Origin of the sequence: Streptomyces sp. NPDC096310 (assembly GCF_044763125.1) — a bacterium.
In the GTDB taxonomy this organism is placed as follows: Bacteria; Actinomycetota; Actinomycetes; order Streptomycetales; family Streptomycetaceae; genus Streptomyces.
Window position 1 is genome coordinate 51,000 of sequence record NZ_JBIWFO010000028.1, and the last position, 24,103, is coordinate 75,102.

The 24,103-nt window shown below is 71.4% G+C and carries 23 protein-coding genes; 12 read left to right on the top strand and 11 right to left on the bottom strand.

Annotated elements, in window-relative coordinates; genetic code table 11:
* Positions 1-23 precede the first annotated feature (23 nt).
* The 5 genes from ACIQ7D_RS33035 to ACIQ7D_RS33055 all read left to right on the top strand — a co-directional run bounded on the left by ACIQ7D_RS33035 (position 24) and on the right by ACIQ7D_RS33055 (position 6,771).
* Positions 24-1,031 (top strand): cobalamin biosynthesis protein, encoded by a 1,008-nt coding sequence (locus ACIQ7D_RS33035; RefSeq protein ID WP_403944067.1) that lies wholly within the window; start codon positions 24-26, stop codon positions 1,029-1,031.
* Positions 1,028-2,584 carry a cobyric acid synthase gene (locus ACIQ7D_RS33040; RefSeq protein ID WP_403944070.1) on the top strand — a complete coding sequence of 519 codons (1,557 nt, stop codon included), beginning with the start codon at positions 1,028-1,030 and terminating at the stop codon, positions 2,582-2,584. The genes ACIQ7D_RS33035 and ACIQ7D_RS33040 overlap by 4 nt, the downstream gene beginning before the upstream one ends.
* A 91-nt stretch (positions 2,585-2,675) precedes the next feature.
* Positions 2,676-4,778 carry a putative cobaltochelatase gene (locus ACIQ7D_RS33045; protein WP_403944072.1) on the top strand — a complete coding sequence of 701 codons (2,103 nt, stop codon included), beginning with the start codon at positions 2,676-2,678 and terminating at the stop codon, positions 4,776-4,778.
* Positions 4,778-5,377, top strand: a complete 600-nt coding sequence (gene cobO, locus ACIQ7D_RS33050) for a cob(I)yrinic acid a,c-diamide adenosyltransferase (RefSeq protein ID WP_403944075.1) — start codon at positions 4,778-4,780, stop codon at positions 5,375-5,377. Before ACIQ7D_RS33045 ends, cobO begins: the two co-directional genes overlap by 1 nt.
* Positions 5,371-6,771, top strand: a complete 1,401-nt coding sequence (locus ACIQ7D_RS33055) for a cobyrinate a,c-diamide synthase (protein WP_403944077.1) — start codon at positions 5,371-5,373, stop codon at positions 6,769-6,771. The genes cobO and ACIQ7D_RS33055 overlap by 7 nt, the downstream gene beginning before the upstream one ends.
* 20 nt (positions 6,772-6,791) lie before the next feature.
* Here ACIQ7D_RS33055 and ACIQ7D_RS33060 read toward each other — a convergent pair whose 3' ends face one another.
* Positions 6,792-7,565, bottom strand: a complete 774-nt coding sequence (locus ACIQ7D_RS33060; RefSeq protein WP_403944079.1) for a ZIP family metal transporter — start codon at positions 7,563-7,565, stop codon at positions 6,792-6,794.
* Between the two features lie 60 nt (positions 7,566-7,625).
* On the opposite strand from ACIQ7D_RS33060, the gene ACIQ7D_RS33065 reads away from it, so the two are divergent.
* Positions 7,626-8,030, top strand: a complete 405-nt coding sequence (locus tag ACIQ7D_RS33065) for a cobalamin biosynthesis protein (RefSeq protein WP_403944082.1) — start codon at positions 7,626-7,628, stop codon at positions 8,028-8,030.
* A gap of 177 nt (positions 8,031-8,207) precedes the next feature.
* The gene (cobC, locus tag ACIQ7D_RS33070) at positions 8,208-9,269 is read left to right on the top strand and encodes an Rv2231c family pyridoxal phosphate-dependent protein CobC (protein ID WP_403944084.1); all 1,062 of its coding nucleotides are present in this window, start codon (positions 8,208-8,210) and stop codon (positions 9,267-9,269) included.
* 93 nt (positions 9,270-9,362) lie between these two features.
* Here the strand turns inward: cobC and ACIQ7D_RS33075 are convergent, their stop codons facing one another.
* Positions 9,363-10,211, bottom strand: coding sequence for a nucleosidase (locus ACIQ7D_RS33075; protein WP_403944086.1), 849 nt, complete (start codon positions 10,209-10,211; stop codon positions 9,363-9,365).
* Positions 10,212-10,426: 215 nt separating this feature from the next.
* Here ACIQ7D_RS33075 and ACIQ7D_RS33080 point away from each other — a divergent pair, with 215 nt between their 5' ends.
* The gene (locus tag ACIQ7D_RS33080) at positions 10,427-10,972 is read left to right on the top strand and encodes a hypothetical protein (protein ID WP_403944088.1); all 546 of its coding nucleotides are present in this window, start codon (positions 10,427-10,429) and stop codon (positions 10,970-10,972) included.
* A gap of 16 nt (positions 10,973-10,988) precedes the next feature.
* The gene (locus ACIQ7D_RS33085; RefSeq protein WP_403944090.1) at positions 10,989-13,286 is read left to right on the top strand and encodes a tetratricopeptide repeat protein; all 2,298 of its coding nucleotides are present in this window, start codon (positions 10,989-10,991) and stop codon (positions 13,284-13,286) included.
* A gap of 55 nt (positions 13,287-13,341) precedes the next feature.
* On the opposite strand, the gene ACIQ7D_RS33090 is transcribed toward ACIQ7D_RS33085, so the two are convergent.
* Positions 13,342-14,325 (bottom strand): SCO1860 family LAETG-anchored protein, encoded by a 984-nt coding sequence (locus ACIQ7D_RS33090; protein ID WP_403944092.1) that lies wholly within the window; start codon positions 14,323-14,325, stop codon positions 13,342-13,344.
* A 570-nt stretch (positions 14,326-14,895) separates the two neighbouring features.
* Positions 14,896-15,237, bottom strand: a complete 342-nt coding sequence (locus tag ACIQ7D_RS33095; protein WP_403944094.1) for an NUDIX hydrolase — start codon at positions 15,235-15,237, stop codon at positions 14,896-14,898.
* Between the two features lie 372 nt (positions 15,238-15,609).
* Between ACIQ7D_RS33095 and ACIQ7D_RS33100 the strand changes: the two genes are divergently transcribed.
* The gene (locus ACIQ7D_RS33100; protein ID WP_403944096.1) at positions 15,610-15,801 is read left to right on the top strand and encodes a hypothetical protein; all 192 of its coding nucleotides are present in this window, start codon (positions 15,610-15,612) and stop codon (positions 15,799-15,801) included.
* A gap of 347 nt (positions 15,802-16,148) precedes the next feature.
* Here the strand turns inward: ACIQ7D_RS33100 and ACIQ7D_RS33105 are convergent, their stop codons facing one another.
* The 7 genes from ACIQ7D_RS33105 to ACIQ7D_RS33135 form a co-directional block, all read right to left on the bottom strand.
* Positions 16,149-16,931, bottom strand: coding sequence for an aldo/keto reductase (locus ACIQ7D_RS33105; RefSeq protein ID WP_403944098.1), 783 nt, complete (start codon positions 16,929-16,931; stop codon positions 16,149-16,151).
* Entirely contained in the window at positions 16,928-17,536 is a 609-nt protein-coding gene (locus ACIQ7D_RS33110; RefSeq protein ID WP_403944100.1) for an AAA family ATPase, read from the bottom strand. The genes ACIQ7D_RS33105 and ACIQ7D_RS33110 overlap by 4 nt, the downstream gene beginning before the upstream one ends.
* Entirely contained in the window at positions 17,533-18,135 is a 603-nt protein-coding gene (locus ACIQ7D_RS33115) for an exonuclease domain-containing protein (RefSeq protein WP_403944102.1), read from the bottom strand. The genes ACIQ7D_RS33110 and ACIQ7D_RS33115 overlap by 4 nt, the downstream gene beginning before the upstream one ends.
* A complete protein-coding gene (locus tag ACIQ7D_RS33120) occupies positions 18,132-19,310 on the bottom strand; it encodes a radical SAM protein (protein WP_403944105.1) in 1,179 nt (392 codons plus the stop codon). Before ACIQ7D_RS33120 ends, ACIQ7D_RS33115 begins: the two co-directional genes overlap by 4 nt.
* A complete protein-coding gene (locus ACIQ7D_RS33125; protein WP_403944107.1) occupies positions 19,310-19,885 on the bottom strand; it encodes a nucleoside-diphosphate kinase in 576 nt (191 codons plus the stop codon). The genes ACIQ7D_RS33120 and ACIQ7D_RS33125 overlap by 1 nt, the downstream gene beginning before the upstream one ends.
* A complete protein-coding gene (locus tag ACIQ7D_RS33130) occupies positions 19,882-20,904 on the bottom strand; it encodes a thymidylate synthase (protein ID WP_403944110.1) in 1,023 nt (340 codons plus the stop codon). Before ACIQ7D_RS33130 ends, ACIQ7D_RS33125 begins: the two co-directional genes overlap by 4 nt.
* A 692-nt stretch (positions 20,905-21,596) precedes the next feature.
* On the bottom strand, positions 21,597-22,043 hold the full coding sequence (locus ACIQ7D_RS33135; protein WP_403944112.1) for an ATP-binding protein: 447 nt from the start codon (positions 22,041-22,043) through the stop codon (positions 21,597-21,599).
* A 232-nt stretch (positions 22,044-22,275) separates the two neighbouring features.
* Here ACIQ7D_RS33135 and ACIQ7D_RS33140 point away from each other — a divergent pair, with 232 nt between their 5' ends.
* Both ACIQ7D_RS33140 and ACIQ7D_RS33145 read left to right on the top strand, forming a co-directional pair.
* Positions 22,276-23,559, top strand: a complete 1,284-nt coding sequence (locus ACIQ7D_RS33140; protein ID WP_403944114.1) for an XRE family transcriptional regulator — start codon at positions 22,276-22,278, stop codon at positions 23,557-23,559.
* Entirely contained in the window at positions 23,556-24,095 is a 540-nt protein-coding gene (locus ACIQ7D_RS33145) for a GNAT family N-acetyltransferase (RefSeq protein ID WP_403944117.1), read from the top strand. The genes ACIQ7D_RS33140 and ACIQ7D_RS33145 overlap by 4 nt, the downstream gene beginning before the upstream one ends.
* Positions 24,096-24,103: the final 8 nt, after the last annotated feature.

A 24,103-nucleotide genomic window follows, 5' to 3' on the forward strand; every position in this document is an offset into this window, starting at 1 on the left:
ACCCTGAGTGAGGACACTTCGCCATGCCTGGCTGCGGTTTTGCCGCGCGCGGCGGTTCAGCCGCCCCTGCCGCCGAGCGGGTCTTCGCGTACGGCGCCACCCTCGGCCTGCTGGGCGACCGGCTGTTCGGCGATCCGCGCCGGGGACATCCGGTGGCCGCCTTCGGGCGGGCCGCCGGGGCCGTCGAACGCGCGCTGTGGCGCGACCACCGCGGCTGGGGTGCGCTGCACACCGCGCTGTGCGCCGGAGGCGCCGCCGGGGCCGCGGCACTGGCCGCCACCGCGGTACGCCGCAGCCCCGCCGCCTCCGTGGCGCTGACCGCCACCGCCACCTGGGCCGTGGTCGGGGGCGCCTCGCTGGGCCGCGAGGCGCGGGCCGTCGGCGCCGCGCTGGCCGCCGGGGACCTCGAAGCCGCCCGGCGGCGCCTGCCGCATCTGTGCGGGCGTGACCCGTACTCCCTGGACGAGGCGCAGATCGCGCGCGCCGTCGTGGAGTCCGTCGCCGAGAACACCTCCGACGCCGTCGTGGGCGCCCTGGTGTGGGGCGCGGTCGCCGGGGCGCCGGGGCTCGCCGGGTTCCGGGCCGTGAACACACTGGACGCGATGGTGGGTCACAAGAGCGAGCGTTACCGCCGGTTCGGCTGGGCGTCGGCCCGGCTCGACGATGTCGTGGGGTGGCCGGGGGCCCGGCTGACCGCCGCGCTGGCCGTCGCCGCCGGAGAGGACAGGCGCGGTGCGCTGCGGGCCGTACGGCAGGACGCGCACCGCCATCCGAGCCCCAACGCGGGGCCGGTGGAGGCCTCGTTCGCCGGGGCGCTGGGGGTACGGCTCGGCGGAACGCTCGCGTACGGCGGGCGCGTGGAGCACCGCCCCGTCCTGAACGGCACGGGGCGCCCGGTCGGGGTCCAGGACATCGAGCGCGCCGTGCGGCTGGCCCGCCGGGTCAACGTGCTCGCTCTCGCGGCCTGTGTCACGGGCCGCCTCGGGTACGGCGCGGTGCGCGCGGCCCTCACCACCAGGAGGCGCGGATGAGCCGGAACAGCGGGGGCACGGGGCTCGGCGGAGGGCTGCTGATCGCCGGTACGACCTCCGACGCGGGCAAGAGCGTCGTCACGGCGGGGATCTGCCGCTGGCTGGCGCGCCGGGGTGTGAAGGTCGCGCCGTTCAAGGGCCAGAACATGTCGCTGAACTCGTTCGTGACGCGCGAGGGCGCGGAGATCGGGCGCGCCCAGGCGATGCAGGCGCGGGCCGCGCGGGTGGAGCCGACCGCGCTGATGAACCCCGTGCTGCTGAAGCCGGGCAGCGACCGCAGCAGCCAGGTGGTGCTGATGGGCAAGCCGGTCGGGGAGCTGAGCGCCCGCGGCTACCACGGCGGCCGGCAGGAAGCGCTGCTCGAACCCGTGCTGGCGTGCCTCCAGGAGCTGCGGTCCACGTACGACGCCGTGATCTGTGAGGGCGCGGGCAGCCCGGCCGAGATCAATCTGCGCCGTACCGACATCGTGAACATGGGGATCGCGCGGGCCGCGCGGCTGCCGGTGGTCGTGGTCGGGGACATCGACCGGGGCGGGGTCTTCGCCTCCTTCTTCGGGACGACCGCGCTGCTGAGCCCGGAGGACCAGGCGCTGGTCGCCGGGTATCTCGTCAACAAGTTCCGGGGCGATGTCTCGCTGCTGGAGCCGGGGCTCGACATGCTGCGCGGGCTGACCGGGCGGGCGACGCTCGGCGTGCTGCCCTTCCGGCACGGTCTGGGGATCGACGAGGAGGACGGCCTGCGGGTCTCGCCGCGCGGTGGCGCCCGTGAGTCGGTGGTGGCTCCCCCGTACGGCGCGGACGTGCTGCGGGTGGCGGTCTGCGCCCTGCCGCTGATGTCGAACTTCACCGATGTGGACGCGCTGGCGGCGGAGCCCGGTGTCGTGGTGCGGTTCGTGGACCGTCCCGAGGAGCTGGCCGACGCGGATCTGGTGATCGTGCCGGGTACGCGCGGCACGGTCCGGGCGCTGGCGTGGCTGCGGGAGCGGGGGCTGGCCGACGCGCTGGCCCTGCGGGCCGCCGAGGGCCGTCCCGTGCTGGGGATCTGCGGCGGCTACCAGATCCTCGGCGAGCGGATCGACGACAAGGTGGAGTCCCGGGCGGGTGAGGTGGCCGGGCTCGGACTGCTGCCCGTACGGGTCAGGTTCGAGCGGGAGAAGACTCTCGCGCGGCCGACCGGGGTGGCCCTCGGCGAGCCGGTCGAGGGGTACGAGATCCACCACGGCGTCGCGGACGTACGCGGCGGGGACGCCTTTGTCACGGACCCGCGGGGGCGGGCGCTGGACGGCTGCCGGGCCGGCGCCGTCCAGGGCACGCACTGGCACGGGGCGCTGGAGAGCGACGCGTTCCGGCGGCGGTTCCTGGCGGAGGTGGCGCGGACGGCGGGCCGGCGGTTCGTGCCCGCGCCGGACACCAGCTTCGACGCGCTGCGCGAGGAACAGCTCGACCTGCTCGCCGACCTCGTCGAGGAGCACGCGGACACGGCCGCGCTGCTGCGCCTGATCGAGGAGGGCGCCCCGGCCGGGCTGCCGTTCATCCCTCCGGGGGCGCCGTGAGCACCGCTGTGAGCACGGCCGTGAGCACCGCTGTGAGCACCGAGGAACGCCGTCCGGTCATCGATGAGTCATTCGAAGGAGCGATCAGCCTATGAGCACCCCTTTCCCGTTCACCGCCGTGGTGGGGATGGACGATCTGCGGCTCGGCCTGCTGCTGAACGCGGTCAGTCCCGCGGTCGGCGGCGTTCTCGTACGGGGTGAGAAGGGCACGGCGAAGTCGACGGCCGTACGGGCGCTGGCCGCCCTGCTGCCCGAGGTGCCGGTGGTGACCGGGTGCCGGTTCAGTTGCGACCCGGCGGCGCCGGATCCGCGGTGCCCGGACGGGCCGCACGGGGGCGCGGCCGGCGAGGCGCGGGCCGCCCGGATGGTCGAGCTGCCGGTGGGCGCGTCGGAGGACCGGCTCGTGGGGGCGCTGGACATCGAGCGGGCGCTGTCGGAGGGCGTGAAGGCGTTCGAGCCGGGGCTGCTCGCGGACGCGCACCGCGGGGTGCTGTACGTGGACGAGGTCAATCTGCTCCACGACCATCTCGTGGACCTGCTGCTGGACGCGGCGGCCATGGGCGCCTCGTACGTCGAGCGCGAGGGTGTCTCCGTACGGCACGCCGCGCGCTTCCTGCTCGTCGGGACGATGAACCCGGAGGAGGGCGAGCTGCGGCCGCAGTTGCTGGACCGCTTCGGGCTGACCGTGGAGGTCGCGGCGTCGCGCGAGCCCGATCTGCGGGTGGAGGTGGTGCGGCGGCGGCTCGCGTACGACGACGACCCGGCCGGGTTCGCGGCGCGCTGGGCCGGCGAGGAGACCGCGCTGCGGGAGCGGATCGTCGCGGCGCGCGCGCTGCTGCCGAGCGTGCGTCTCGGGGACACGGCGCTGCGCCAGATAGCCGCGACCTGCGCCGCGTTCGAGGTGGACGGGATGCGCGCGGACATCGTGATGGCACGGACGGCGACGGCGCTGGCGGCGTGGGCCGGGCGCACGGACGTCACCGCCGACGATGTGCGGCAGGCGGCGCTGCTGGCGCTGCCGCACCGCAGGCGCCGTAACCCCTTCGACGCGCCGGGGCTCGACGAGGAGAAGCTCGACGACACGCTGGAGGAGTTCCGGAGCGACGAGTTCCAGGGCGACGAGGACCCGGACCCCGACGGCCCTGACGACCCCGGCGGGCCGGGAGGCGGGGGCGGACAGCCGCCGTGCGGCGGCCCTGAGGGACCGGAGGCGCCCGCGCAGGACGGGCCGGCGCACGACGACACGCCCGCGCCCCAGGAGACGGACGCCCCGCCGGAGCCCCGGCCCGAGGGCGGGCAGCCGCGCGCCGGGGCCGGTGAGCAGTCCCCCGTACGGTCCGCCGAGCCGTTCCGTACGAAGGTGCTGAGCGTGCCGGGGCTGGGCGAGGGCGCGGCCGGGCGCCGCTCCCGGGCCCGTACCGAGCGGGGCAGGACGACCGGGTCGCGGCGGCCCAGGGGCGCGCTGACCAAGCTGCATCTCGCGGCGACCGTGCGGGCGGCGGCGCCGCACCAGCGGGCGCGCGGGCGCAGCGGTCCCGGGCTCGTGGTGCGCCGGGACGATCTGCGGCAGGCGACCAGGGAGGGGCGCGAGGGCAATCTCGTGCTCTTCGTGGTCGACGCGTCCGGTTCGATGGCGGCCAGGCGGCGGATGAGCGCCGTGAAGGGCGCGGTGCTGTCGCTGCTGCTCGACGCCTACCAGCGGCGCGACAAGGTCGGTCTGGTCACCTTCCGGGGGAAGGACGCGGAGGTGGCGCTGCCGCCGACGTCCTCGGTGGACGCGGCGGCGGCCCGGCTGGAGTCGCTGCCGACCGGCGGGCGGACCCCGCTGGCGGCCGGGCTGCTGAAGGCGCACGACGTGCTGCGGGTGGAGCGGATGCGGGACCCCGCGCGCCGTCCGCTGCTGCTGGTGGTGACGGACGGGCGGGCGACGGGCGGCCGGGACCCGGTGGCGCTGGCGGCGCGCGCGGCGCGGCTGCACGCGGCGGACGGGACGGCGTCGGTGGTCGTGGACTGCGAGGCGGGTCCGGTACGGCTCGGGCTGGCCGCCTCGCTCGCCGGTGAGCTGGCGGGGACGGCGATCACCCTGGACGAGTTGCGGGCCGACAGCATCGCCGGCCTGGTCAGGGACGTACAGCAGAGGAGTGACGGACACTGCGAGGGTTACGTCACCGGGGACCCCAGGAGGGCCGCGTAATGCCGCAGGGACAGCCGGAGAACGTACCGGACGACGGTCTCACCACCCGTCAGCGCCGCAACCGCCCGCTGGTGCTCGTCCACACGGGCACCGGCAAGGGCAAGTCGACGGCGGCCTTCGGGCTCGCGCTGCGCGCGTGGACGCAGGGGTGGCCGATCGGGGTCTTCCAGTTCGTGAAGTCCGCGAAGTGGAAGGTCGGCGAGGAGCAGGCCCTCAAGGTGCTCGGGGCGAGCGGCGAGGGCGGCTCGGTCTCCTGGCACAAGATGGGCGAGGGCTGGTCCTGGGTGCAGCGGGACGCGCAGTTCTCCAACGAGGAGGCGGCGCGGGAGGGCTGGGAGCAGGTCAAGCGCGATCTGGCGGCCGAGACGCACAAGCTGTACGTGCTGGACGAGTTCGCCTACCCGCTGCACTGGGGGTGGGTGTCGACCGACGAGGTGATCGAGGTGCTGCGGAACCGGCCCGGTACCCAGCATGTGGTGATCACCGGCCGCAACGCGCCGCGGGAGCTGATGGACTTCGCGGACCTGGTCACGGAGATGACGAAGGTCAAGCACCCGATGGACGCGGGGCAGAAGGGGCAGAGGGGCATCGAGTGGTGAACGTCCCGCGTCTGGTCATCGCCGCGCCGTCCTCCGGAAGCGGGAAGACGACGGTCGCGACGGGCCTGATGGCGGCGTTCTCGGAGCGCGGCCTCGCCGTCTCCCCGCACAAGGTCGGCCCGGACTACATCGATCCCGGCTACCACACCCTGGCGGTCTCGTCGGGCTCCTCCGGCGGCCTCACGCGCCCCGGCCGGAACCTCGACGCGTACATGTGCGGCCCCGGGCTGATCGGGCCGCTGTTCGCGTACGGCGCGGCCGGGTGCGACCTGGCGGTCGTCGAGGGCGTGATGGGGCTGTACGACGGCGCCTCGGACCAGGGCGAACTGGCCTCCACGGCCCAGGTGTCGAAGCTGCTGCGGGCGCCGGTGGTGCTGGTCGTGGACGCCTCATCGCAGTCGCGTTCCGTGGCGGCACTGGTGCACGGCTTCGCGTCCTGGGACCCGGAGGTGCGGATCGGCGGGGTGATCCTCAACAAGGTCGCCACGGACCGGCACGAGCGGCTGCTGCGGGACGCGCTGGACGGCTGCGGGGTGCCGGTGATGGGGGTGCTGCGCCGTACGGACCAGGTCGGTACGCCCTCGCGCCACCTGGGCCTGGTGCCGGTGGCCGAGCGGCGCGCCGACGCGCTGGGCGCGATGGCGGAGCTGGCCGGGCGGGTGCGGGCCGGATGCGATCTGGAGGCGCTGCTGGCGCTGGCGCGCAGCGCGCCCGAGCTGACCGCGGAGGCGTGGGAGCCGGGGGTGGCGCCGGTCGTGGCGCCGGGGGCCGCGCGGCCGGTGATCGCGGTGGCCGGCGGGCCGGCGTTCACGTTCTCGTACGCGGAACACACCGAGCTGCTGACGGCGGCCGGCGCCGAGGTCGTCCCCTTCGACCCGCTGCGGGACGAGGCGCTGCCCCCGGACACCCGGGGGCTGGTGATCGGGGGCGGCTTCCCCGAGGTGTACGCCCCGGAGCTGTCCGCCAACGAGCCGCTGCGCAAGGCCGTGGCGGAGCTGGGGCACGCGGGCGCGCCGGTGGCCGCAGAGTGCGCCGGGCTGCTCTATCTGGCGCGCTCCCTGGACGGGAAGCCGATGTGCGGGGTGCTGCCGGCCGAAGCCCGGATGTCGGGGCGGCTGACGCTGGGCTACCGGGAGGCGGTGGCGATCGGCGACAACGCGCTGGCTGCGGCCGGGACCCGGGTACGGGGCCACGAGTTCCACCGGACGGTGCTGGAGCCGGGGGCCGGGGCGGAGCCCGCCTGGGGTCTGGTCCATCCGGAGCGCCGGGTGGAGGGGTATGTCAGGGGCGGTGTGCACGCGAGCTATCTGCACACGCACTGGGCGGCGACGCCGGAGATGGCGCGGCGGTTCGTGGCGCGGGCCGCGCGGGCGGTGGCCGGGGACGGGCGGTGAACGCCGTCCCGGCGCGGCGGTCAGCCGGCGACCCCGACCACCAGCCAGATGAAGCCCACGCCCAGGACGGTGCACAGGAGCGTGGAGCGGGCCGGGTGGTCGTGGTGCGCCTCGGGCAGGATCTCGGCGGCGGCGAGATAGAGCAGCACACCGCCGAAGAACCCGAGGTAGCCGCCGAGCAGTTCCTCCGGGAGCGTGAAGAGCAGCGTGGACGCGGCGCCGAGGACCGGCGCGAGGGCGTCCGCGACCAGCATGGCGACGGCCCGGCGGCGGTCGTTCCCGTACAGGCTGGTGATCGTGTACGTGTTGAAGCCGTCGGCGAAGTCATGGGCGATGACGGCGAGCGCCACGGCGGTGCCCATGCCGCCGCCGACCTGGAAGGCGGCGCCGAGGGCGACGCCGTCCATCAGGCTGTGGCCCACCATGGCCGAGGCGGCGGTCAGCCCCACCTGGGGGACGCGCCCGTCCGTGCCGGGGCCGTGGCCGTGGGTGTGGCCGGGCCCGGCGGGGTCGTGCGGGTCGCCGCCGTGGGCGGCCTGGCGGACGGCGAGGAGCCGTTCGACCAGATGGGCGACGAGGAAACCGCCGACGAAGAGCAGCAGCGCCCGCGGCACCCCCAGGAACTCCTCACCGGCGGCGTGCAGCGCCTCGGGCAGCAGGTCGAGGCCGACCACGCCGAGCATCAGTCCACCGGCGAGTCCCAGCACGAGATGGCGCCGGTCGGTGACGCGCTGCGCCGTCCAGCCGCCGAACAGCGTCATGAGGAACGCGCCGAGCGCGACGAAGACCGCCATGCGCCCCTGCATAGCCGATCGGACCGGGTCGGCGCACATCAGGAACCGGGGGCGGCGCTGGTGGTGGGGGTCGGCGCGCGCGACGGCGCCTCGGTGGCGGAGGTGCTCGGGCTGATCGAGGAGACGCTGCGGGCGGCGGGGCTGGCACGGTGCCGCGTCGTCGGACTGGCCACGGTCGAGGCCAGAGCGGGGGCGGCGGGGATCACCGGGGCGGCGGCGCGGCTCGGGGTGCCGGTACGGGGGTATCCGGCGGCGCTGCTGGCGGGGATCGCCGTACCGCATCCGTCGGCGGCGGCGCTCGCCGCGGTGGGCACGGCGTCGGTCGCGGAGGCCGCGGCGCTCGCGGGCGGCGGGGATCTGCTCGTACCGAAGAGGAAGTCCCGCCCGGTTTCCGGTCCGGCGCGGGTCACCTGTGCGGTGGCGTACAGGGGCCAGTCGGAGTGGAACGGGCCCGGGCGGAAATGATGTCGGTGTCGTCCGTGCCCTCCCGGCCCTCCGGCCGTCCGGGACCGTCCCGTCCATCGAGAGCAGAGTGAACAGTGAGCATGGCACTCCACCAGCGGGGATCGTGCCCCAGGCCGCCGGCCGTACGGTCCTGCCGAGCCGCCGCCATATCCGATGATCACGCCAGCGGTGGCCGCCATGTCTACGCGCGCTGACCGCTACGACCTGCGCCATCACGGCGACGCGGAGGTCCGGGACGGCGCCGCCGGCCTGGTCGACCTCGCGGTCAATGTCCGTACGGGCACGCCCCCGGACTGGCTGCGGGCGCGCATCGCCGACTCGCTGACCGGGCTCGCCGCCTACCCCGACGGGCGGGCGGCGCGTGCGGCGGTCGCGGCGCGGCACGGGCTGCCGGTGGAGCGCGTGCTGCTGACGGCGGGGGCGGCGGAGGCGTTCGTGCTGCTCGCGCGGGCCCTGCCGGCGCGCAGCCCGGTCGTCGTCCATCCGCAGTTCACGGAGCCGGAGGCGGCGCTGCGGGACGCGGGACACACGGTGGGGCGGGTGCTGCTGCGGGCGGGCGACGGCTTCCGGCTCGATCCGGCGGAGGTGCCCGAGGACGCCGATCTGGTGGTGATCGGCAACCCGACCAACCCGACGTCCGTCCTGCACCCCGCCGAGGCGATCGCGAAGCTGGCCAGGCCGGGCCGGACGCTGGTGGTGGACGAGGCGTTCATGGACGCGGTGCCGGGCGAACCGGAGTCGCTGGCGGGTCGTACGGACGTACCGGGTCTGGTGGTGCTGCGCAGCCTCACCAAGACCTGGGGGCTGGCGGGGCTGCGCATCGGGTACGTGCTGGCGGAGCCGGGGACGGTGGCCGCGCTGGAGCGTGTCCAGCCGCTGTGGCCGGTCTCGACCCCGGCGCTGGCGGCGGCGCGGGCGTGCATGGAGCCGGCGGCGCTCGCGGAGGCGGAGCGGGCGGCGCGCGGGATCGCGGTGGAGCGCGCGCATCTGCTGGCGGGGCTGGCGGAGTTCGAGGAGGTACGGACGGTGGAGGCCGCGGAGGGCCCGTTCGTCCTGATCACCATGGACCGCGCGGACGCGGTACGGGCCCGTCTGCGCACCCTGGGCTTCGCGGCCCGCCGCGGCGACACCTTCCCGGGCCTGGGCCCCCGGTGGCTCCGCCTGGCGGTCCGGGACCGCCCGACGACGAACCGTTTCCTCCAGGCGCTCGACCAGGCGCTCACGGCGGTCGGGGGCTGAGGGGGCACGGTCCGGCCGGTACCGGGGCGGAGGCCGGTCCGGGGCTGGGGCGCGCCGGGCGCCATGTGGGCGCCCGTTCGCACTGACGCCTCCTCAGCCCGTCGTGCCCGGCCCGTTCACCACTTTGCCGATGACGGTGCCGTGGAAGGTGCCTCCCCGGAAGTCGATGTGGTCGCCGCCGTACTGGGGCCCAAGGGGTGCGGCAGGCTCCGCCGCCGTTCCGGCGGGCGGCAATTCGAGTTCATGGAGGACGGCGACGGCCGCCGCGGAGGCGTTCGCCGCGGCGCGGAGCTGGGAGCCGGAGGCGTCGGCCGCGCGCTTGTCGTCGAGCCTGTCGCTGATGCCGCGGATGACGAGGGCGTTCTGACCGCCGGCGAGGTGGGCCGCGTGGAGAACGCCCGAGCTCTCCATTTCGACCGCGACGGCGTCGTTGTAATGCGTTCGGAGCCGGTTCGCCGGCCCGGAGCCCGAATCGGCGAGCACGATGTTCGCGACGGCGATCGGCTTGAAGTGCACCCCGGGCCGCCAGCGCAGCGCGGCGCGGGCCGCCTGTTCAAGCCGGTGGGAGACGTGCCAGCCCTCGGGCCGGGCGAGGAACCCCTCCGCTGACTGCTTGCCGCCGTCGTAGGCGTACACCTTGGTCGCCACGACGACATCGCCGAGCGCGATGTCGTCCTTCAGCCCACCCGCGACTCCGACGAGGAGGAGGGCCGACGGCCTGAGCCAGGTGAGGACACGTTCGGTGAGGGCAGCGGCGTTGTGAGTGCCCTCACCGATCTCCGCGAGGGCTACCTGCCACCCCGTTCCGGGCAGAACGCCCCGCTCCGCGCGGGTGCCGGTGGGATGCACCAGCTTCTCGACGCCGATGAGGTGGGCTCGTACCGCTTCGTACTCCAGCGGAAGCGCGGTCAGGACGACCACGGTGGGGCGTGCGACAGGCATGTGACCAACCTTGACAGGGAACGGGGACGGTCCCGCTCGTGCGCGACCACTCACCGTGTTCCGAACTCGCCACAGATGAGCTGGAGTTCTGACCGTAAGGTATCTGCGCGCTTTATGCTGCCTGTCTCAAAATCGGGTGGTCACCGAGGTCGGCGGCAGCGATCTGCCATGGAGCAGAGAGAGCGGGACGAGTGGTTTTGGAACGACCGGATCAGATGGACCAAGGCGTCACGGCGGGCCAGTTGCTGCTCGCCGAGTACGGCACTGTCAAGGACGAGCAGAAAGCCCGGATCGGATTCCGCGACAACCTGCTGTATGTGACGCTGGCCGTGATGGCCGCGGTCATCACAGCCGCGTCGCAGACGGACAAGCCTGTCATGCTGCTCGCGCTGCCGCCGGTGTGCGCCATCCTGGGATGGACCTACCTGGTCAATGACCAGAAGATCTCCGCGATCGGCGCGTACGTACGTACCGACCTCGGGCCGCGTCTGGCGGCGATGGCCCGTGCCGGGGACGACCTGCGGGTGTTCGAGTGGGAGACCGCGCACCGGAGCGACGCGGGCAGGACGTCACGCAAATTCATCCAGTGCCTGGTGGATCTGGGCGCCTTCTGCGTGGTGCCGCTGGGTGGACTGACGGTGTACTGGGCAAGTGGGCGGACCAGCGGACTGTTGCTGGGACTGTCCGCCGCGGAAGCGTTGGCGATCGTGGGGCTCGGCGTGCATGTGGTGCTGTACGCCCGGCCGCAGAGATCCGCCTGAGGACGGGGATACGGGCATGAGGGCGGAAGACAGGGGTTCCGGGGCGCAGGAGTGGAGCGCGTCCTGGGGGCCGGCAGCGACCGAGGTAAGAGACGGCCAGGCGCTCGGCAGCGGTGACCAATACGCGCGTGATCACTTCGACTTCCAACAGGCCAACGTCCAAGGCGACGCGATCGCGAAGATGGACATCACACACAACTACCCCTACGGGGCAGCGGCTCCGACCGCTCTGGCCTCCCTCCCGGCCCGCACGGTCGGCTTCACCGGGCGTGAAGCGGGGATGAGACAGCTGCTGGCAGCTCTGGATCCGTCGGGGGTGAAGCGGGACTCGCCACAGATCGTGGTGGTGTCCGGGCTGGGCGGCATAGGCAAGACTTCCTTCGCCGTCCAAGGCGCGCATGAAGCCTGTGACCGAGGTTGGTTTCCCGGCGGCACCCTCCACATCGACCTGCAGGGTTACGCCGAAGCACCCGTCACAGCCGCCCAGGCTCTCCAGCAGTTTCTGCGCGCATTGGGCATCGCTCCTGAGCACATCCCCGGCACCGCCGATGCACGCGCCGCACTGTACCGCTCCCACCTGGCCGACAAAGGACCAGTCCTGATCCTGGCGGACAACGCCTCGTCGTCGCGGCAGATAGCGCTCCTGGTGCCCCGTGACGCCCGGCACTGTGTCCTCGCCACTTCTCGCGACAAGCTGCCGCAGCCCGGAGCCCGCCAGATGCCTCTCGACGAACTGACGCCCAAGGACGCGTGCGACCTCCTCGCCAAGGCCCTGCGCGACAACGACGACGCCGACACCCGAATCACGGACGACCCCGAGGGAACTCGTGACCTCGCCGTGGCCTGTGGTCATCTGCCACTGGCTCTGCAGATCGTCGCCTGGATGCTGATCTGCGACGGAGGTACGCCTGCCGAACTCGCAGCCGAGTTGGCCGTCGAATACTTCGACGACGGTGAACGCAGTGTCTGGGCCACGTTCGACCTGTCGTACCGACGACTGCCGCAGGATCAGGCCCGGCTGCTGCGGCTGCTGGCGCAGGCGCCCGGGCCCGAGACCGGCAACGAGGCCATAGCGGCTCTGCTGGACGTGGCCGTGCCGCCCCTGGGCGCGCTGACGGCGCTGCGTAGGGCGCACTTGGTCGAGCGGAGAGACGATGCCCGTGCCCGGTGGCGAATGCACGGACTACTGCGGGACTACGCGGACAAGGTAGGGGCGGGGGATCCGGTCCTGGAAGCTGAAAGCACTGCGGCGCGCAAGCGGGTACTGGCTTTCTACGCCGAGCGGACGGCGATGGCCGACGCATGGCTGCGGGCACTGCCGGGCGCGCCCGTCCCGGGACTGTTCGCTGATCGGGCGGCGGCGCTGGCCTGGCTGGACGTGGAGCGGCCCAATCTGGTGGCTGCGGCCCAGCAGACCAAGGACGACCGGCACACGCCCGTCGCGATCGGCCTGGCCCTGAACCTGTTCGAATACCTGGAATGGCGGCACTACTTCGACGACCTGGCCATCGTCAGCTGCGCGGCGCGTGAGGCCGCTCACCGCATCGGTGACGCCCGCGGCGAAGGCCGTGCGTGGAACAATCTGGGCGCCGCTCAACGCCAGGCGGGGCAGGCCTCGGAAGCAATCAAGGCACACATCACGGCACGCGACATCTTCCAGGCGATCGGCGACGCCCCGAACGAGGGCATCGCATGGAACAACCTCGGCGCCGCTCAGCGGCACGCACGTCAGGGCGGGGCGGCCATCGAGGCGCATACCCGGGCACGCGACATCTTCCAGGGGCTCGGCGACGCACGGAACGAGGGCATCGCATGCAACTACCTCGGCGGCGCGCTGCGCTTCACGGGGCAGGTGGACGAGGCCATCGACGCGTACCACAACGCTTTGGCCATTTGTCAGGCGGTCGGCGACCGGCGCAGTGAGGGCATGGCGTGGAACTACCTCGGTGCCACCCTCCGGCAGAAAGGGCACGTGGACGAGGCCATCGAGGCGTACGGCAACGCCCTGGACATCTGCCGGACCCTCGATGACCGGCGCAGCGAGGGGATGGCGTGGAACTACCTCGGCATCGTGCGGCGGGAGGCGGGAGAGGAAGCGAAAGCCGTCGATGCGCACATCCGGGCCCTCGACCTCTTCAGGACCGTGGGCGACCGGCGCAGCGAGGGCATGGCCTGGGAGAACCTCGCCCTCGTCCACAAGGCCGCCGACCGCCCCTCCGAGGCACAGGCAGCCTGGGTCCAGGCCGCCGAGGCATACGCCCGCGCCGGGGACGACAAAAAGGCCGGTCGGGCCCGCGACCACTTGCACCGGTAGTTTCCCGCGGTGCCGGGCGCGACCGTGGCCGCTCCCGGCACCGCGGAGAGGTTAGTCAGCGCCGGGCGCGCGACCTCCTCGTCAGGGCCAGCGCGCCCGCGCCCGCCGCCAGGAGGGCCGCCGCGCCGGTGACCAGATAGGGCGTGGCGGAGCTGCCGCCCGTCTCCGCCAGATCGGCCTGCTGCGGTTCCGCGGCGTTCTGCGGGTTCGGGCCGGCCTGCTCCGGCTTGCCCGGGGCCTGCGCCTCGGAGGTCTTCGACGGCTCCGGCCGCTCCGGCTCCGGCTCCGCGGCGGACGCCTTCGGGGACGCGCAGGTCGCCTCGGCGAGCGTGAGCGCGCCCTCGACCTCGGCGACGTTCAGCTTCAGCGGGTTCACCGAGACCTTGAGGCCGAGCGCCGTCGCGGCGGCCGTACGGGAGGTGGTGTGCGTCGTCGACAGATCGAGGGTCACCTCGCCCACGCCCGGCACCTCGACCCGGGTCGGGCCGCCCGCCGCGAGCGTGACCTTCTTGCCGAGCACGGTCACCTGGCCCAGCAGGTTCGACGCGGCGACCGGCCGCTTGCCGGCCTCGCAGACCGCTCTGGAGGTGACCTCCTCGATCTCGACGAGCGAGAGCAGCGGAAGTCCGGGGACATGGACCTTCGCGTGGGCGAGCCGGGTGGACCCCTCGGCCCGGTGCGCGTCGGCGGTCGCCTTCGCCGTGGCGACGTCCGCACTCAGGACGTGGAAGGGCCTGCCCTGGTCGACCCCCTCCAGATCGACCGAGAGCGCCGTCCGCTCGGCGGTGCCCGGGGCGTGGACCTCGTTGAGCGAGGCCCTCAGCGGCACGTCGACGGTCTTGTTGAGCAGGGCCACATCGAGACCGGCCCGCAGCACGACCGCGCTCGCCCGCCCCGTACCCGTACCGCCCTCGCCCGGCCCCTCGGTGGCGCCCGCCGGTACGGCGAGGAGCACGGGGCCCGCCGTCAGCGCGGCGGCGGCCATGACGGCGACGCGGCGGTAACGGCGTGCGGGCATGCGAAAGGTGTTGCTGTTCACGAGAGTGGAACCCCCACAGGAGAATCTGACGTCGCCGTCCTGCCTGCTCGGGGACGCGAGACAGCGGCAGCGGCGACCGGGACACCGGAATCTTTACGCACTGAGAGTGAACCGGTGAACACATCAAGTTAGTTCACCCTAAAGGGGGGTTTTCGGGTCCCGCATTCGATTCTTCTGGCACGCGCGTTCCTCACGGGCCGCCCGCGCCGCCGGTCGGGGTCGGTCACCAGAGACCGGTGACCGAGGGCACATTAAATCCTTCAACGACGCGGCCGTCCCGACGTCACGCCCGGTCAATCCGACGCCTCGGTATTGACGCCGCGCCATGGGCAGGGAGTATGAACGCCCATATATGGGGTGGGCATTGCCCTCCTGGCGGGCCAAGGCGAAGATGCCGGCTTTGTCAGCCCGTACAGAGGACTCCACGACCACGAGGCCCGCGCCCCGGGCACCAGGGTCCCACTCCTCTCAAGCTGTGGCCATCTGCTGGGCCAGCAGCAGCGCCAGGGGGCCGCCCTGGAGCAGGAAGCGTCCGTGGACGGCGTCCTGGATGGCATCGGCCATCGGCCATCACCTCAGCTTGAAGTCCGCTTCGCTCGGCGTGAGTTGCTGCGGCCCGCAGGTGAGGCCTTCGGCCAGGAAAAGGTGGATGCGGGCAGGAGAGTCCAGGGTGATGGCGTACGAGCCGAGGGGGCGCCAGGTGTCAGCGGTGACGCCGGCCTCCTCGCGCAGCTCGCGCCGCGCGCACTCCTCCGGTGCCTCGTCGCCCTCCCGACGCCCCCCGGGCAGGAACGTGTACTCACCGCCGTGCCGGGGGAATTCGGCGGTCAGGACGGCGACCCGGCCGTCCGCGTCTCGGGCCACAATGACGGAGGCGTCGCACCTGGCCCTCCGCTGGGATGTACCGGTCATGGCCCGCGAGCGTAGCCGTCTACCCTGACAGCCAAGCTCCGAACGGCACGTTGAGAACGGTGGGACGAGCCTCCGCCAGGTCGCGGCGCTCGGTGATGTCGCCTTTGGCCTGGTCGTTCACCGGGACGGGAACCCGGTCGGAGGTGATCATCTCCCGCAGGCCGACCAAACCGGTGTCCTCGGTGACCGGCCGACCGCGTCGTAGCGGCTCGCGCCGGGCGCATGCCGCAGCCTCGGGTACGGCGCGTCCGCAAAGGGCGTGGGCACCTGGCACGGAACCTCGTCGGGGCCAGGCATGAACGCCCGCCCCGAACAGGGTGGGCGTTCATCGCTCTATGGTTCAGCGGTCGAGTGCGAGGTTCGGTAGCCGACGTGGATGCGATCGCCAAGGTCGGTGCCGAGGCGGGACGGAGCGGGTTCGAGGCGCTGGATCTGCCCGTCGCAGACGTAGACCAACGCTCCGAGGGCGAGGGCCTGGAGGCCGAGGAGAACACGGCCGCGAGCACGTTCCGGCAGGGCCTCGACAGCCTGGACCGTGGACAGGAGACGCACATCAGCACGTGAATCGCGGTAGATCAGCGTTTTCGCCTCACGGCGCGCGAGAGGAGCGGTCACGACGATGTGGGTGATGACCTTGCGGCGCCTCATCTGCACCTGGATCACGGCGACTCTGCGCCGTACAGGCAAGCCGCCGGGGAGGCCGGTGAGAACCGCCTTCGCAGCCTCCTCCGGACTCTGAACATGTTCGACTGTCCCCGTCGGCAGCACCAAGGTGCCGCCCGAACAGTAGGCCAGGGCGAGTTCGTGCGCCCCGACAGGTACCAAGGCGCTGACGCCGATAATTGGGGGACGCCAATTTTCATACGGTGCCTTTCTCTGGGGCGCGGCGGCCGGCGGCGCGAGAGTCACCGTCACGTCCAGCCGCCTCCCTCCACAGCGTTCACGATGCTGGCCAAGTGCTGCGGATCGCCCGTTCCTGGGATCGGCGCGATATGAGGGCCGCGTTCGAGGAGCCAGGAGGCGGGGGTGGTCACGTCTCTGCCCAGTGCCGCCGCTCCGGCGTCGAGGGGCCGGTACGGGACGTAGGGGATGCCGTGATCGCGGCACAGCTCCACGACAGGGTCGTACCGGTCGTGGATGTTGAGAACGTTCTGCACTGCGGCGATGGACACCTGCTTCTGCGCCAGCCTGACATCCTCGGGAGTGACCTTGGAGAGCCCGATGTGCCCGATCTTCCCCTCTTCCTGGAGTGCGCGAAGGGCGCCGAGTTGGTCGGGGAGGGGCACCTCGGGATCGATGCGGTGCAGGTAGCACAGCTCCAGCCGGTCAACGCCGAGGCGGCGCAGGCTCGCCTCGACGCAGGCCCGTAAGCACACCGGATGTCCGTGCGGGGCCCATACGTTCGGTGCCGGCCGCGTCATCCCGACCTTGGTCGCGATGAGCAGGCCGTCGGGATAGAGGTGCAGGGCGTCGTTGATCAGGTGCTCGACGGTGTGCGGACCAGAGGCGTCTGCGGTGTCGATGTGGCTGATGCCGTAGGTGTGAAGTGCCTGACGCAGCACGCTCAGGGCCTGGTCACGGTCGTCGGGGTCGCCCCAGGTACCGGGACCGGTCAGGCGCATGGTGCCGAAACCGAGGCGGGAGACGGTCTTGCCCGCGATGGTGATGGTTCCTGCGGGAGGAGCACTGGTCATACCGGCGCCTCCGTCGTGCAGAGCTGGAGGGCGTGCTCGATGGCCAGCTCCTGGCTGGCGGGGTCGCTGGTGACACGGACGTACCGGATGTTCTCCTCACGCAGGAGATCGTGGGTGTGGTGGTCGACCAGTGTGCGGTAGCGGGCGTCGTAGTCGTGCTTGAGCGCGACGGGGAGGGCCGGGGAGAGGACAGTGGCCAGGAGAAGGTCGTACGTGTGGCCGTGGGCGGAGGCGAGACGGTGCGGCGCCTCGCGTTTCGCCCGCGGAGCGGGTTGCCGGCGCCATTCCTGGGCGGCTCGGAAGTAGGCGAGCGCGTCCCAGCAGGCTCGGTCGGCGAGCACGACCTGTACGGGGCCTTCCTCCAGTCGGGCCGCGGCGGCGATCTCGTCGGCGATGCCGGTGGCAATGACCCACATGGTGGAAGCGACGGTGTGGTGCCGCATCTTGGGCAGCGGTACGAGGGCGGCGCGCCGGCCAAGCTTGCCGGTGCGGGCCACGGGAATGCCCCGGCCGCGCAGTTCCATCTCGATGCGGCGCATCAGCAGGGTCTTGCCGGTGGAGTGGCTTCCCATCACGCCGATGCGGATGAGAGGGGGTGGGGTCACCACAGGGTGGGCTCCTGTTCTGGTTCGGGGGCTCCGGGCAGGCCTGGCGGTACGGCGGCGGCTACGAGTTGGTCCCAGTTCTCGTAGCGGTCGGCCATGGTGATGAGGAGCTGTGCGGTCGCGTAGGCGTCGAAGGCGGCGCGGTGACGTTGCGCGGGAGCTTCGCTCAGATCCGGCGCGATGTGTTCGATCAGAGTGTCGAGGCTGTACTTGCTGAGGCTGGGGTAGGTGGCCTTGGCCAGCCGCAGCGTGTCGAGCACTCCGGCCGGCTGCCATAGGGGGAGGTGCGCGGAGAGCACCCTGTAGTCCACGTGCGCGTTGTGGGCGCAGATCCATGAGATGCCCAGGATCGTGTGGACCTGGTCGGCGATCTCTTCCCAGCCCGGCTCCTTCTCCAGCCGCTGATTGGTCAGGCCGTGGACGCGAGCGGCGAACGGGGTGACGGGGCGGCGTGGCCTGGTCAGCCACGCCCTCGCCGTGTCCGTGTCCGGGCGCCCTTCCCGTACGGGGAGGGCGGCGACCTCGACCAGGTCGGGCGGGTTGGTGCCGTTGCCCTCGACATCGACGACGAGCAACGGGGGCCAGGAGGAGAAGTTCATGTGCCGGTGTTTCCGTTCTCCGCCTTCCAGCCAACGGGGGCCCGGCCGTGCCGGCGGTGGTGATGGGGCTTGGCTCGGTCGTGGCACTGGAAGCCGAAACCGTGCTGCAGGTAGTAGCGCGGCGGCTCGTCCAGTCCCTCTACGACAATGGCACGGTCGTTGACCTCGATCGGACCGGTCGCGCCGAGACCTCGTGCCTCTTGGACAACGTTCGCCAGATCGGGCTTGAGCCACGCGGCCTGGCACTTCGCGACCTGCTCGGGCGGACAGATGTCGCACAGTTCCCGGATGCCGTAGTGCCCGTTGTAGTCGGCCTCTCCGTGGGCGTGGGCCACGCCGCAGGACGTCTTGCGGAACAGGGCTCCCCAGGAGCCGTCCCGCTCGAAGGCGTCGAGTACCCGTTGCTCGGCAACCTCGGGCATGATCTTGCGCCGGGCCGTTTCCTCGTACGGCATCGGCAGGTCATGGGCCTCGTAGTACGCGGCGATCTCGTTGCGGAAGAACAGGCCGGTGAACACCGTGGCGTGCGCGTGCTGGGACAGTTCGCGTGCACGTGTGATGTCCGTGTCGGAGTCGTTGAGACCCGGCACGATGGGACGCCAGTACAGGACGGTGCGGTACCGCTCGGCGTGCTCGTACAGGGTGCGCAGGCTCGCGGCGGCGATGTTGCTGTCCACCGGCTCGATGGCGGGGTCCTGGATGTTCGAGTGCGTGACCAGAATGGTCAGGCGCAGGTTCGTGAAGCTGTTGAGGACAGCACAGTCCTCGGGAGCGACACGCCATCGGGTGATGATCAGGACATGGTTGGTCAGGCCGCGGTCGTCAAGCTGCCGAAGGACGTTGAACACGTGGGGCTTGACCACGGGGAGCATCGGGTCGGTGGCCCGGTTCAGGAGCTGAATCGGCGTCTTGTGCGGCCGGAAGTAGGCGTGGCCGACGAGTTGGCGCACGGCTTCCTCGTCGCTCATCAGACGCCGCGGGACCTTCATCTCGAAGTTGTCGAAGAGGTGCCGGACGCAGTACCCGCAGTCCAGCGGGCAGCCGACGATCCAGTTCAACGAGAGTCCTGACTTGCGGTACTCGATCACGTCCGCGAGCTCCGGCTTCAGGCTGCCGATCTGATCGGCGAGCATGATCGGCAGGACTCGGCGGGTGCCGCTGGTGGGAGCGCTCATCATGGTCTCCTGGGAAGTCGGGCTTCGGCGGGGCTGCTCTGTACCGGAAGGTCCGTGAGGAGGTCGCGGCGGCCGGCGCCGTACCAGGTGCCGAAGTCTCGACGGGCCGCGGCCGGGTCGTCGGAGGTGTGCACGAGGTTGCGGACGAGGCGTTTCTCTGCGAGAGCGGCGTTGAGGCTGTCGTTGCCGAGATCGCCTCGGATCGTGCCGGGGGCGGCGTGTGTGGGGTCAAAATGACCCAGCAGTTCGCGCAGGCGTGCGTGCACGCCCGGCTCGGCGTGAGCGAGCGCGACGGTGACCTGTCGTCCGGCGTACGCCTCGTCCAGGCATGCTGGGATGTCCCGGTCGAGGAACCAGTCGGCGTCGACCAACAGGTCCCAGTAGTGCACGTGGGCCTGCCAGGGCTGCACGGTGACCTCGCGCCGGTTCGTGACCGTGGCGCCCCCGGCTGCGATCCGTTCCAGCACAGCATCAACCAGACCGCGTTCGATCGCATCCGGCTTGCACAGGATGACGGCCCAGCGGTCGAAGTCGATGCCTTCTACGACAGCGCCGCTCGGCGGCTTCCGGCTCACCGCTGGTCCTCAGGTGTAGCGCAGGCCACCCATTTGTATTTGAGGAGCCAGCGGAGCCCCGGATGCAAGGCATCGAGCACGTCGCGGCTCACCGCCTCGGTCTGGTCGTGCTTGATCTGGCGGTAGACCTCGAACAGCAAGATGGCCTCCTGCCAGTACGCGTCCACATTCAGGGCCGCGATGTCGTCCGCGCTGTATCGGGCCTTGTTCGTGCGCAGCAGTTCCTCATGTTCGAGGACGCGTGTGATCGTGGCAGGGGTGGTCTCCGCCGACATCGCCGGGAACGGGAAACGCTGCGGACGGCGTCGCGTGTCCGTTTCGTCCAGCACCTTCATGACGCGCTCGGCGTTCCGGTCGTTGATGTGCGCGGAGCCGATGAAGTGGGTGTACGTCCCCAGCTCCAGGCCGAGCTGCACGGCCGCGTACTCCTGGATCATCGTGAAGCTGAACACGTCGGACAGCAGGCCACAGTCCAGGTCGTTGGCCCGCATGTTGCACACCATGTGCAAGTGTCTGCCGCGGGCGAGCAGGTGCAGTCCGGCCAAGCACGCCATGTCGGGGTTGTCGCTGACGGCCAGCGCGGAGGCGGAGAAGACAGGAAGGTATCCGCGTTTGCTGTCGGTCTCCGTGCGGAGCAGTTCCAGGACACGATCGAACGGCGAGGCGGTGTCGCCGTCGGCGGGGTTGAAGAGGGTGTAACCGTAGGCGGACCCGCCGAGGGTGATCCCGTCGAGGGAGCTGGATCGCATCGACGGGGCGTAGTAACCGATCATCTCCAGGTCGCGGCGGCCGGCCAAGTACCAGAGCGCTTCGGCGAACTGAAAGACCGGGTTGGCCTTCCGCGTGGCCAGGTAGGGAAGCCTCTGGCGGGGGTCAGGCAGTCGGAAGCTGACACCGATCACCTCGCGGGCTTCGTTTCCACGGGCGGCGATGTGGTGCTCGGCGTTGTTCGATGCCAGTTGCAGCAAGGTGAGGTATGCACCTTCAACGCTGCGATAGGTCGGGGCGATGAGCATCATCTCTCCAGGTCAGCGAGCAGCCATAGGTTCGGCTGATGAACAGGGGGCCGTGCTCTGTGCTGGAACCGCTCTGACGGTCCGGCTTGTGACTCCGGGCAGCCGACCGCTGGTCCAGGCAGCCGGTTCGAGGTCGGCCGGTTGACGACGATGTGGTCGGTCGTACTTCGCACGAGCTGGGAGGCGAGAAACCAGCGCAGGCCGGGGCTGCTGTACGGCACCGGGGCGTCATCGCCTGCCAGGACGCGCAGCTCGCGAACGCTCCACAGACAAGAGGGAATTCTCCTTCCGGAGAGAGGTGGAATCCGGTGGCGCACGGAGCCCGGAGCCCGGGGCGCCAACACACCAGCGGCCGTCATTGGGCCAGCAGGGCCGAGGCAATGGCTGCCAGCAGCCCGGCGATATCCGCGACCAGCCACCAGACTTCCCAGCGGCACGTCAGCGGGATGCGGTGGTCAGAAGTCCGGTGGAAGCGCGTACGGCGCCGGCGGCCGGTCACTGCTCGCCACGGGCACCCGAGCGGCACCCGTCCTCGCAGATCCACAGCCGGAACAACAGGCCCTGGTAGCGCACGTCACCGAGCACACGGCCGGACATTCCCAGATGCCGGGCGCACCGGGCGCAGTCAACAGCCATCTGTTGCCGTGGCCTCAGCCGAGCCAGATCCGGCAGGGGCGGGGGCGCAGGCTCGCCGGTCACGGCTCGTCCTCGACAAGGATCTCCGCCCAGACCTCTTTGCCCCATACGCGCCTGCCACTTCCGTGGAGGTCGTACCCCCAGCGGTCGGCGATCGCGTCGATGAGGAACAAGCCTCGACCGGACTCGTCGTCGGCGTCGGGCAGGCTGAGTACCGGCAGGAGGGAGGGCGCCCGGTCCACCACTCCGATGCGTACCTGTCTCGCGCTCGGCCGCCCGATCACCAGGCGGATCGAGGAGCAAGGGGTGTGCCGGGCGGCGTTCGCAATCAGCTCGGACATGATCAACTCCGAGCGGTCGGCAAAGTCGTCCAGATGCCATACCGTGAGCGCGTCACGCACGAGCTTGCGTCCGGCCTCGGCCGTCTCCGGCTCGCACGGAAACGTCTGGCTGTAGGCGGGGTGGCCAACGGGGGCGGCCTGAACTTGGGTACTGAGACTCGTCATTGATGGAGCCTTCGTCGTTGCCTCGGCGCCCGGATCGCCCCTTCTGGAAACTTCAGGGGCGGGCGGGCCGTCAACAGCCGCTCACACGTTGTTGCGGGCGGCCAGTAACCAGACAACTCCCCTTTACAGCAGGACAGTTAGGGTAATCAAAGGGTCATTCGGCGGATTTCCCTAGGGTGATTTGACCTCCCATTTACCTGACGGGCAAGGATCGTGACGCTACGGTGCAGGTATGGACGCCACGCGTAATACGGCTCTTGAGTTATGGATGGCCGAGCACGGTCATAGCTCCAACAGCCTGGCTGACGCTGTGAACGGGGCCCTTGAACGGCTTACCGGGCGGGCCGGCGGGCTGGACGGCTCATCGATCCGGTCCTGGAAAGCGGGCCGGGTCAAGTGGCCCAAATCGGCTACCCGCAAGGCTCTTGAGGACGTCACCGGCCTGCCCGCCATCGCCTTGGGGTTCATTCCACGGGGCCGGACCTCGCTCGCTCCGCCCCCACCGCAGAAGGACCCTGGTATGAAGCGCCGTACCGTCGTCGGCGGCATCGCTGCCGCCGCAGCAGCCGCAGCCGCCCCCGGCACCGCAGCACCCCGCCGTATCGGCATGAGCGACGTCGACCGTCTACGGACGCGCTTCGCCGAGGTCATCGCCAGCGACCACCGCCATGGCGGACAACTCGGCATCGAACAGCGGGCCGCCGCGCTTGCCGACGAGGCGCTGAATCTTCAGAACTCGGGCAGCGCGACTCAGCGCGTACGCAGCAATCTGTACGCGTGCGCGGCGTCGTTCCGCTCCTCGGCGATGTGGGCGGCCATCGACGGCCGCCGCTACGACGATGCGAAGGGGCACATGCGCGAAGCACAGGCCCTCGCCGAGATGTCGGGCGACCAGGCGATCAAGTTCCGTATCTGGAGTCACGCGGGGACCATGTACCGGCACCTGGGCCGTCCTGCCGATGCGCTCGCCGCAAACGACGTCGCCCGCCACCTGCACGTGACGCGCCGTGACCCTCTGTTCGCATCCCTCGGCCTGGCCCGGCAATCAGCCATTTGCGGGGCGGCGCAGGACCGCATCGGCACCCGCCGCGCGTTCGAGCTGGCGCAAGACGCCATGTTGCGTGCCGATCCGGCCGACTTCCGGCCGGTATGGATGCTCGCGTTCTATGACCAGGCCGAGTTGGATTCGCTCGCCCTCTCGGCTTTTCTCGCACTCGGCGACTACCAGACGGCCGAGTTCCACGCTCACCGCTGCCTGTCCGCACTGCGGCCGCACATGCGCCGGTCGCTGGCGATCACCACGACACGACTCGCCCACGCCCAGCTTGCGCAGGGTGCCGCCGATGCCGCTACGGTCACCGCGATGTCGGTCCCCTCCAACGCCGCTACCCAACACGCCCGTGTGTCCCGCATGCTTCAGGAGTTCGGGGCCGCACTGCGCGCCACCGCACCGGGCAGCTCTACCGCGCAGATCTGGACCGAGCACACCCGCGACGCTTGGAGGACGCCCGCATGACCACGGCACCCGCTATCGAACTCCGCACGTTCACCGCCCTCGGAGCCGCCCGGGGCGATCTGATCGACGTGTACGCCGACGTGCGTGCCCCGTTGCTCCATCTGCCGAACTACGCGGTGACCGTGTTCGGCGAGCGTCTGGACCGGCACGGGGCCGAGCCGGGGTTCATCGCCGTCCTCGGGTATGCGGACGGGCACCCGGTCGGCTACGCCTACGGAAACACGATCGAGCATGGTGACCGGTACTGGCAGCGCACCACACCGATGCCCGCGGACGAGTACACCGAGCGTCCAGCCGTGGCTCTGAAGGAGATCGGTGTACGTGCTGCTTGGCGTGGCACAGGGACGGCGCGGCACATCTTTGACACGTTCCTCGCCACGCGCGAGGAGCCATACGTGACACTCATGGTCAACCCGGCTGCCGGTGATGGGAAGGTCCAGGCGCTCTACCGGTCGTGGGGATTCGAGGGCATCGGGCAGAGCCAGCCGTCAGCGGCCTCGCCGGTCCTCACGGTGATGATCCGCGCCACCCGCTGACCTGCGCA

Coding starts and splice junctions, on each gene's coding strand:
- ACIQ7D_RS33120 (WP_403944105.1), bottom strand. CDS start 19,310: ATGAGCGCTCCCACCAGCGGCACCCGCCGAGTCCTGCCGATCATGCTC.
- ACIQ7D_RS33095 (WP_403944094.1), bottom strand. CDS start 15,237: ATGACCGGTACATCCCAGCGGAGGGCCAGGTGCGACGCCTCCGTCATT.
- ACIQ7D_RS33040 (WP_403944070.1), top strand. CDS start 1,028: ATGAGCCGGAACAGCGGGGGCACGGGGCTCGGCGGAGGGCTGCTGATC.
- ACIQ7D_RS33035 (WP_403944067.1), top strand. CDS start 24: ATGCCTGGCTGCGGTTTTGCCGCGCGCGGCGGTTCAGCCGCCCCTGCC.
- ACIQ7D_RS33085 (WP_403944090.1), top strand. CDS start 10,989: ATGAGGGCGGAAGACAGGGGTTCCGGGGCGCAGGAGTGGAGCGCGTCC.
- ACIQ7D_RS33115 (WP_403944102.1), bottom strand. CDS start 18,135: ATGAACTTCTCCTCCTGGCCCCCGTTGCTCGTCGTCGATGTCGAGGGC.
- cobO (WP_403944075.1), top strand. CDS start 4,778: ATGCCGCAGGGACAGCCGGAGAACGTACCGGACGACGGTCTCACCACC.
- ACIQ7D_RS33130 (WP_403944110.1), bottom strand. CDS start 20,904: ATGATGCTCATCGCCCCGACCTATCGCAGCGTTGAAGGTGCATACCTC.
- ACIQ7D_RS33140 (WP_403944114.1), top strand. CDS start 22,276: ATGGACGCCACGCGTAATACGGCTCTTGAGTTATGGATGGCCGAGCAC.
- ACIQ7D_RS33060 (WP_403944079.1), bottom strand. CDS start 7,565: ATGGCGGTCTTCGTCGCGCTCGGCGCGTTCCTCATGACGCTGTTCGGC.
- cobC (WP_403944084.1), top strand. CDS start 8,208: ATGTCTACGCGCGCTGACCGCTACGACCTGCGCCATCACGGCGACGCG.
- ACIQ7D_RS33075 (WP_403944086.1), bottom strand. CDS start 10,211: ATGCCTGTCGCACGCCCCACCGTGGTCGTCCTGACCGCGCTTCCGCTG.
- ACIQ7D_RS33080 (WP_403944088.1), top strand. CDS start 10,427: ATGGACCAAGGCGTCACGGCGGGCCAGTTGCTGCTCGCCGAGTACGGC.
- ACIQ7D_RS33045 (WP_403944072.1), top strand. CDS start 2,676: ATGAGCACCCCTTTCCCGTTCACCGCCGTGGTGGGGATGGACGATCTG.
- ACIQ7D_RS33145 (WP_403944117.1), top strand. CDS start 23,556: ATGACCACGGCACCCGCTATCGAACTCCGCACGTTCACCGCCCTCGGA.
- ACIQ7D_RS33135 (WP_403944112.1), bottom strand. CDS start 22,043: ATGACGAGTCTCAGTACCCAAGTTCAGGCCGCCCCCGTTGGCCACCCC.
- ACIQ7D_RS33105 (WP_403944098.1), bottom strand. CDS start 16,931: ATGACCAGTGCTCCTCCCGCAGGAACCATCACCATCGCGGGCAAGACC.